Genomic DNA, 7,722 nt, shown 5'->3' with positions numbered 1-7,722 from the left:
CGTGCGGGCTGCGGACGGGCCGGTGCAGGTCAGGACGGTGGGCGAGGAGTTGGGACTTGAGGCGGCGGTGCGCGGGAAGCTCGAACCGCTGCGGGCGAAGATGACCAAGCTCGCCGATCGTGGCTGGCTGCACAAACGGCCCGACGGACGGTTCACCGCTCGCCAGTAGCCACACCGGAACAGGGAGTCGGGCGTAACCTGCGGGGCCCCGCCGAGGGCCCTGACGGCCTTGTCTACACCGCCCGCCTGCCGCTGTCGAGCGCCACCCTGAACTACCTCGCCACCCTGATACGCGACCACTTGAAGAAGATCGGCTCGCGGTGGCGGGCCCTGTCCGCGGGGAAGATCGCCGGCATCGTGCTGGCGGTGCTGCGCTGTGACCAGCGCCCCGGCGACCTCGCCGGCGGCAACGGAGTGCACCGCACCACCGTCACCCGGTGGGTACGCGAAGCCGTCGGCCTGCTCGCCGCCCGCGCCCCGCGCCTGGACCACGCACTCAAGAAGATCACCCGAACGGGTGGCGGGGTGGTCCTGCTCGACGGCACCCTGATACGGACCCGGCGGCGCACCGGCACGGCGAACCGGAAGAACTACTCCGGCAAGCACAAGTGCCATGGCCTGCTGGTGATCGCGCTCACCGACGACCGGGGCCGCCTGCTGTGGGTCTCGGCGGCCCGCCCCGGACGATCCTCGGAGATCACCGCCTGCCGTCACGACCAGCTCACCGCGAAACTGCGGGCGGCCGGACTCGGCGCCATCGCCGACCTTGGCTTCGTCGGCCTCGACGACAGCGGCCCGGACACCGACCCGGCGGTGATCACCGGCTACAAGGCCGCCCGCAACCGGCCGCTGACCCGAGGACAGAAACTGTCCAACAAGGCGCTCGCCGCCGTCCGGGTGCCGGTCGAGCACGGCTTCGCCCATCTCAAGAACTGGCGGGTACTCGGCAAGGTCCGCACCGACCCGAAGTGGGCAACATCCCTGGTCAGGACCCTGCTGGTCCTGACGAACCGCGAAGTCTCCCGCTGACCGACGATCTCCACCGAAGTCATCCACCCGCGACCGGCACGAGTATCGAGAACCCCACGCACACCAGACCCGTGACCTGCAACTTCACGATGCACACTGCTCACCGACGGCTCCACGGCGAGATAGGCCACATCCCGCCCGTCGAATACGAAGCCAACTACTACACCGAACTCACCAAACTCCAGGTCACCACCACAACCTGAGATCTCTACCGAACCCAAGGCGGTTCAGGGAACACCGGCACTGGTCTCATACGCCTCTCTGAAGCGACTGTCGACCCTCCGCTTCCGTGCCACATAGCCCCGCTTTGTAGCACGGAAGCCGCGCGGCTACCTGGTCTTCGCGGCCTTCTTGGAGCGCCTGATCCGTGCCGGTTCAAAGGCGTCGATGGCCCCGGCCCCCCGTCCAGGCGTCTCGTGCCAGTCGAGGATTCGGTCGGCGAGAGCCTTCAGACGAGGATCTCCGGGACGGACGGCAATCTCGAAGTGTGACTGCTTCACGGGCTTGAGCTCGCCGCCCCACGCGACGACGCCCTCGCAGTCGGCAAGGATGTCTGCCACGACGGTCCGGTCAGCCTCACCCATGCCCGTGTTCTTCACGTCTGCGCCGAGGGGGTAGTACAGGGGACGGATCGCTAGGGCCGTGCCGGACAGGTAGTTCGACTCGAAGGCCGCGGCGACCTGGGTGCGGTTCGTGTATCCCTTGAGATCGCCGGCTCTGAGCATGTCGATTTCGTAAGCGTACCGGCGGGCGACGTACAGCAGGACTGTCGCGACATCGCCCTTCGCCAGAGATACCTCGACGTTGGCGCCTTCGACTCGGTGCTTCGGCGCGCTATCGAGGATGGGCCAGTCGTTTTGTGACTTGGGCTTGCTCCAAGTGCGCTCCTTGACGCTAGCCGAAGCTGCCTGCGCGGGGATGGAGGAGGTGAGCGCTATCGCCGCGCCAGTTCCCAGGCCGAGGCTGATAGCCCGCCTACGCGTCAAGATTGTGGTCATGAGACGCCCTTCTGTGCTTGGAACGATGGATGAGTATCAAGGTGAAGCAGACGGCGGCGCAGGCCAGACCTCCGCAGAGCAGGGGGGTAGTCCAGAACGACATGTCGTTGGTGCTGTAACCGCTGCTCCAGTGGCAAGTGATGGACGGGGGGAAGCCGTGGACCTCTGCTGAGGTCAGGCTGTAGTCCCGTCCGCTGTCCATATAGGAGCCGCTGGCGGTCTTTGTTGCGCAGAGGTCGAGTGGGTTGGTGTAAGCGAGGCCGTAGTAGGTGCCGGCCCCGTAGGCAGCAAGTGCTACCGAGGTGCTGATGGCCGCCAGCCGGGCTGCCCGTGAGGGCTTTCTCCGGCTGACCCACAGCGCGTACGGAAACACGCCGACGATGAACAGCAGGAGAGTGATGACGGGCGGGCCGAATAGCGCGAAGAGTGACATGACTGCTGACGCTACTTCCCACTGAGAAGCTTCTGCTGATTGGCTCGGTACTGGGCCCGCCGCAGTGTCTCTGTGGAGGCATGCTGCACGAGGTTGTCGCCGAAGGCATTGCACCAGGCGTTCAGCTCGTCAGCCGGGAGCAGGTGGGGCATGAGCGTGGGGACACCGCCGAACTTCTGAATGAGGGTGATGCGCCCGCCTACCAGGATCGCGCCGTCCGTGCTGGTGGGCTCGTCGGTGAGGATCTTCTTCGCCTGGGCAGCGGCCTCACTGATGGTGCCGCCGAACCGCTGGTTGACGTAGTCCCGGAACCGGGTGAGACCTCCGCTGCCCTGATAGTGGTCCCGGACCGCTTCGACAATGGTTTTCCCGCCACGCACCGCCTGGGCAATGAGGTACCCGTCGGCGTCCTCGACCAGGTCGCTGAAACCGAAGGTGGACACGACCCCGATCTTGCCCATCTTCTCGTTGATGTAGGTGGAGCCGGAGGCGTAGGAGTCGTGGTCACGGCGCCACTCGCCGTACAGAGTCATCAGGTCGCCGCCCCAGCCGGCGACGTCGCCGAGGCTGATGTCTCCTGTGGGGTTGGGCTTGACGAACTGGCCGTTCGCCGTGGCCATCAGGTGCTCCACGCCGAGATCCTGGGCGGTGAAGGGGTCCTTGAACTCCGACCAGATGCTCATGTTGTGGTTGTTCGCATATGTGACAAAGCCGGCGTCCGCCTTCCCGATCATCGTCCCCCACTGAGCGTCGTTGTAGGCGTCGCTGCGGAGGTACTCCATGACGAGCTGGTTCGGATTGCCCTTGCCGTACGCCTCGGCCAAGTCATAAATGGACTGGACGTAGTTGACGAACTTGTCCGCCGGCGACGACGGCCTGTTGACGCTGCTTTGCGCGGGGTCGGAGCCGATGCGGTGCGCGTCTCGGTCCAGCCAGAACGTGTCCGTTCCGTTGGTGACCTGGTACTCCTTGATCTGGTTGAACGACCAGTTCGCTGGCAGGGGGTAGCCGAGGTTGCCGGAGAAGCCCCAGGACATGCCGGAGACGAACGAGTACCGGGCATAGGTCTCCTTGGTGACTTCGGCGCAGACGTGTCGGGAGCCGTAGACGCCGTGCACGTATCGTTTGCCCATGCTGCCGAGGCCGGACGCGACGCCCCGGAAGTACTCGAGGATCTGGGGCATGTCTGCGTCTGTGGCGTCGTAGTCGACAGCGAAGTAGATGATGGTGCCTCGGTTGAACCCGAAGTGCACGGCCTGGTTGTGGGCCTTCTGTGCGTGGGCGTAGCCGTTGCCCCAGTAGTACTCGTCCAGCGTTCTGCCGTTGTCCTGGAAGATCGGGAACACGCGCAGGCCGCCGTCGAAGATGTTGGCGAGTTCACCTTCCTCGAGCATCTTCGATCCGCCGCCGGCTGATGCCTCGTTCAGGTACCTGCCGACGTATAGATAGCCATCGCTGTACATTTTCGCGGCACGTGACGCGGTGATGGTGTAGGCAGTGTCGGACGCCGTGACAGGTCTGTCCGGGTCGCCCATCGACACCAGGAGCTGGGCCCACGTCGCGTAGTCGCCTTGGCCATTGGCCGCGAGCTCGGCGAACCGCTGGAATATGGTGACGAACGTGGTCAGGTTGCTGTCGAACGTCGTTTTGAAGACGGTGTTGGTCTGCACGGTGTCACCATCCGCGTTGACGGTGACGATCGGCTGGTTGAAGACACATGCTGCGGAGAACAGCTGGACGAAGATGCCGGAAGAGCCCTCGGAGACGATGGCCTTGGACTTGAGTCCCGCCTGCGTTCCGGGGCCGAAGTTGCCGGTAGCATCCGTCTCGGCGATGCCGATCTCTAGCTGAATAGCCTTCATCAGGTTCTGCTGGACGTTGCGGGAGTAGTGACCGTCGGCCGGGCCGATGTCGACGGTCTTCTTCGTCCAGTACCGTCCATTGAGCCACTGCTGAATGGACCGGACTTCCTCTGAACCGCCTGCGGTGAGCACATAGGCGTCCATGTTCAGGAGCGCCTTGAACACCTTGGCTTGAAGAGTGCCGGACTGGGACAGGCCCATGTCTCCCTGCATCTTCTTGACCGCAAGCTCGATGTCAGGGTCATAGTAGCCGGTGTCGTAGTAGCCGCCGGTATAGCCCTTGCAGAAGAGCCCGTACCGGATGATCTTTACGATGTTCTCGTTCTTTGCCCACCCGCTGCTGAGTTCACCGAGTGCAGCGAGTTTGGCTACGGTCCCGTCACCGAAGTTGGCCACCACGGGGCTGATGCCGAGTTCCTTCTGGAGCCCCATCGTGAGCGCATACATCGTGGACCAGCCGGTCTGACCGTTTTCTGGGCACTTTTCGTAGCCGGAGACGCTGCCGTAGGTCGAGTTGACCCACTTCTGGGCTTCGAGAACCTTTTCATCCGCCATGCTGTGTTCCTTTCGGTGCGGGCGCCGGAACGACGCTGTGATCGGGTCGGACTCCGGGTGGTGAAGTGGCTTCAGCGCCGCAGTACTTCGACGGGCTGGATGCGACTGGATCGCCAGGACGGGTACAGGCCGGCGATCAGGCCCGTGCCGAGTCCTATGGAGGGTGCCGAAGCGAGGGTCAGCGGGTCGAGTACCGGCGTCCACTTGTTGTGGAGGGAGTCGGCACCCAGAGCACGGCAAAGTCCAAAGCCGAAACGATCACCCGGAATCAAGCCGGTGGATCCGGGCTCAGCCAAATGTCACACCCCGAACAGGCCTCGGAAATCCACAGTAAGCGGCCGACCGCTCTCGTCGGTGAGCAGAAGGAAGTGCAGCCCATGGGCCTTGAATTAGCCGCTGTAGTTGCAGCGGTTGTGCCCACCGGTGCGGCGCCGGGTGCGGATCAGCGTGCAGTCGAGCAGGACGACGCGGCTATGGTGAATCTTTCTTGACACCGCCTCCTCGGGCCGGTAGACGCCGCGTCCCGATTCAGTACTGCTCCATCCGGTTGACGTAAATCTTCGGGTGCTGCGGAATGGGCCCGAGATGGACGCCGCCAATAGTGCTGGTCTGGCTGTCGCTGCCATGGGCAGGCACATCGGTCAGGCGGTAGGTGTTCGAGGCTACCCAGTCGACGCCGTTCCCGACGCTGATCTCGATGTAGTAATTGGCGCTGCCCTCGGTGTCGTTGCGCACGGTGACCGTGGTCCGCACGCCGTCGGCCTCCGGGGTGGCGGACACCTTCAGGTTGCCGTAGAGGAGCACCTTGGTGGCGCCGTCCTGCGAGAAGGAGGGCGTCGGCTCGGCGTCCTCCGCCGGTTCCCCGGAGGTGGCGACGGCGGACTGCGTGTCCGGCCGCGCCGACGGAGAGACCACCGCGGTCGGCGTCTCAGGGGGGTGGGCGTTGTCCTCCCCGGCGCCGCAACCGGTCGTCAGGAGCAGCACGGCGAGGCCGGACATGCCCCGGCCCTTCCACGGTGTGGCCGGGCCGGGGCGGAGCGGGCGGGACGGGAGGTGCGTCAGTTGCATGTTCCGACGCTGAGGTAGTTGTCGACCAGGACCTTGCCGGTGGCGTCCTCCATGTAGGAGTACGCCTGGCCGCAGTAACCCTTGCTCTGGTAGACGGGACCGGCGTACTGGGAGAAGGCGCCGAAGTCCTCGGTGTCCGCGGTGGCGGTGTAGTTGTCCTTGAGCCGGACGCCCATGTAGTGCGTGATGCCGGTGTCGTTGAAGAACACGGCGCAGATGGGCCGGTCGTACAGGGTGTTGCTACCGCTGTAGGTGCCGTTCCACCACGTGTACGCGGTGCCGTAGGTGCCGTACCGCGCGGCGCTCACCGAGACGGTGTAGCCCGATCCGCACACGTTGGCGGCGGCGACCGCGGCGGCGGTGTCGGCCTTCAGGACCTCTTCGGTCCCGCTCGCGGCTTTGGCGGCGACACTGAGACCGCCCGTCCCGCTCACCGCGGTGGACTGCGCGGCCAACGGCTTTGCTTCGGAACGTGGTTGATCCTGCGAGGCCGCGCCCGCGGGCGCGGCGACGGCCCCGACGAGAGCAACAGCGACCAGCGAGGCACGGATGGCCAGGCCCATGGAAGTCTCCTTGCTGTGACCGGAGTTGGCGATCGGACACGAACGCGCCCCAGCGTCGCCCAGGAATGATCCCGCTTTCAAGGGATCTTCACGCAATGACTCCATGGAGGCGATCATTGGCCGAAACATGACATCGATGTCACAGCTGACCGAGATGGGGGCGCGACTTCACCGCTGTCGGTCCGCTCTCCCGCCCGCCAGCAGGCCCGGGTCCTCGACTACCTGCGGATCGGCCGAGAGGAGGGCGCCGAGGTTGTGATCGGCGGTGGCCGGCTCGGCGGGGAGGCGTACGACCGGGGCTTCTTCGTGGAGCCGACGATCTTCGACCGGGTGGCGCCGGAGTGCGAATCGCCCAGGAGGAGATCTTCGACCCGGTGCCCTCCGTCTTCACGGGTCGATCAGTACGTCCCCGCGCGCGGCCAGCGGCCACCCTCACAGCCGCGATGAGCTCCTCGGGGGGCAGGCTCTTGAGGAGGAATCCGCCGGCCCCCGCACGCAGCGCGCGGTGCACGTACGCGTCGCTGTCGCAAATGCTGAGCAGCACCTTGGTGACGTTCGCCGGGGCGGCGAGGATCGCCTCGGCGGCGCGCAGCCCTTCCAGGCGCGGCATCCGGAGGTCCAGGATGGCGACGGCGGGAGAGAGTCGGGTCACCTCCGCGATCGCCGTCCGGCCGTCCGGCGCCTCCGCGAGGCAGTCGAGGTCGGGCTGGGTGTCCCTGACGGCGCACGCCGCCTGGCGGGCTGGGCGATCGCCGACCACATGCGGGCCGAACTCGTCGTCGACGCCCTGGCGGCGGCCGAGCGGACCCGCGGCAGCCTCAACGGCGCCATCATGTATACCGATCACGGTTCGCAATATACGAGTGCCGCGTTCGCCGACGCCTGCGCCAAGGCGGGCGTGACCAGGAGCATGAGCGCCGTGGGCAGCAGCGCGGACAACGCCGCCGCGGAAAGCTGGAACGCGTCTATGAAGAGGGAAACCCTGAAGGGCGCGAAGGCGTGGCCCACCGCTCGCCACGCGCGGCTCGCGGCGTTCCACTGGGCCAGCCGCTACAACACCCGACGCCGTCACTCCCGCCTCGGACAACGCTCCCCGATCGCCTACGAGAACGCGCTCTTCGCACCCTCAACTACACTTCCCGAAGCCGCATAACCCCGTGTCCAACACCCGGGGTCAGGGCCCCCTCGCCCACCGTCCTGACCTACACCGGCCC

At 65.8% G+C, this 7,722-nt stretch carries 8 protein-coding genes and 1 pseudogene; 3 read left to right on the top strand and 6 right to left on the bottom strand.

Going from position 1 to position 7,722, the window contains the following annotated elements; translation table 11 throughout:
* The first annotated feature begins 198 nt into the window (after positions 1-198).
* Complete coding sequence (locus ACWEKM_RS45130) at positions 199-1,029, top strand: transposase family protein (protein WP_451627125.1); 831 nt, start codon at positions 199-201, stop codon at positions 1,027-1,029.
* A gap of 329 nt (positions 1,030-1,358) precedes the next feature.
* Here ACWEKM_RS45130 and ACWEKM_RS45125 read toward each other — a convergent pair whose 3' ends face one another.
* The 5 genes from ACWEKM_RS45125 to ACWEKM_RS45105 all read right to left on the bottom strand — a co-directional run bounded on the left by ACWEKM_RS45125 (position 1,359) and on the right by ACWEKM_RS45105 (position 6,508).
* On the bottom strand, positions 1,359-2,027 hold the full coding sequence (locus ACWEKM_RS45125) for a hypothetical protein (RefSeq protein WP_451627122.1): 669 nt from the start codon (positions 2,025-2,027) through the stop codon (positions 1,359-1,361).
* A complete protein-coding gene (locus ACWEKM_RS45120; RefSeq protein ID WP_451627121.1) occupies positions 2,005-2,460 on the bottom strand; it encodes a hypothetical protein in 456 nt (151 codons plus the stop codon). Before ACWEKM_RS45120 ends, ACWEKM_RS45125 begins: the two co-directional genes overlap by 23 nt.
* Positions 2,461-2,471: 11 nt before the next feature.
* On the bottom strand, positions 2,472-4,877 hold the full coding sequence (locus ACWEKM_RS45115; RefSeq protein WP_451627120.1) for a glycoside hydrolase domain-containing protein: 2,406 nt from the start codon (positions 4,875-4,877) through the stop codon (positions 2,472-2,474).
* Positions 4,878-5,405: 528 nt separating this feature from the next.
* Positions 5,406-5,945, bottom strand: coding sequence for a hypothetical protein (locus tag ACWEKM_RS45110; protein ID WP_451627119.1), 540 nt, complete (start codon positions 5,943-5,945; stop codon positions 5,406-5,408).
* Entirely contained in the window at positions 5,936-6,508 is a 573-nt protein-coding gene (locus tag ACWEKM_RS45105; RefSeq protein WP_451627118.1) for a hypothetical protein, read from the bottom strand. Before ACWEKM_RS45105 ends, ACWEKM_RS45110 begins: the two co-directional genes overlap by 10 nt.
* A 132-nt stretch (positions 6,509-6,640) precedes the next feature.
* On the opposite strand from ACWEKM_RS45105, the gene ACWEKM_RS45100 reads away from it, so the two are divergent.
* Complete coding sequence (locus ACWEKM_RS45100; protein WP_451627124.1) at positions 6,641-6,955, top strand: aldehyde dehydrogenase family protein; 315 nt, start codon at positions 6,641-6,643, stop codon at positions 6,953-6,955.
* A gap of 43 nt (positions 6,956-6,998) precedes the next feature.
* Here ACWEKM_RS45100 and ACWEKM_RS45095 read toward each other — a convergent pair.
* Positions 6,999-7,268 (bottom strand): annotated as a pseudogene (locus ACWEKM_RS45095) (response regulator); the annotation flags it as partial.
* On the opposite strand from ACWEKM_RS45095, the gene ACWEKM_RS45090 reads away from it, so the two are divergent.
* Positions 7,215-7,661: a transposase gene (locus tag ACWEKM_RS45090; RefSeq protein ID WP_451627123.1), complete on the top strand. Its 447-nt coding sequence runs from the start codon at positions 7,215-7,217 to the stop codon at positions 7,659-7,661. The pseudogene ACWEKM_RS45095 and the gene ACWEKM_RS45090 sit on opposite strands and share 54 nt — an antisense overlap.
* Positions 7,662-7,722: the final 61 nt, after the last annotated feature.

The organism is Streptomyces sp. NPDC004752, assembly GCF_053601275.1.
Note: the sequence above shows the minus strand (reverse complement) of the source record. Positions and strands in the feature narration are given on the sequence as shown.